This window comes from Streptomyces morookaense (assembly GCF_013030945.1).
GTDB lineage: Bacteria > Actinomycetota > Actinomycetes > Streptomycetales > Streptomycetaceae > Streptomyces > Streptomyces morookaensis.
On the sequence record NZ_JABBXF010000211.1, the window covers coordinates 1 to 282 of the forward strand.

The 282-nt window shown below is 72.0% G+C and carries 1 protein-coding gene; it reads left to right on the top strand.

Translation table 11 applies throughout. From position 1 onward, the window contains the following. Window positions 1–282 (top strand): beta-ketoacyl synthase N-terminal-like domain-containing protein (locus tag HG542_RS34205; protein ID WP_304414307.1); only part of this gene is annotated, 282 nt, incomplete at both ends.

Here is a 282-nt window from a genome sequence, read left to right on the forward strand (position 1 = left end):
CGTGATGTACCACGACTACGGCGGGCGCGTGCACACCTCCCCGGCCGGGCTCGAGGGCTACCTCGTCAACGGCAGCGCGGGCAGCGTCGCTTCGGGCCGTGTGTCCTACACGTTCGGGCTGGAGGGTCCGGCGGTCACGGTGGACACGGCCTGCTCGTCGTCGCTGGTCGCGCTGCACCTGGCGGTGCAGTCGCTGCGCAGCGGCGAGTGCTCGATGGCCCTGGTCGGCGGTGTCACCGTCATGGCGAGCCCGGCGGTCTTCGTCGAGTTCAGCCGCCAGCG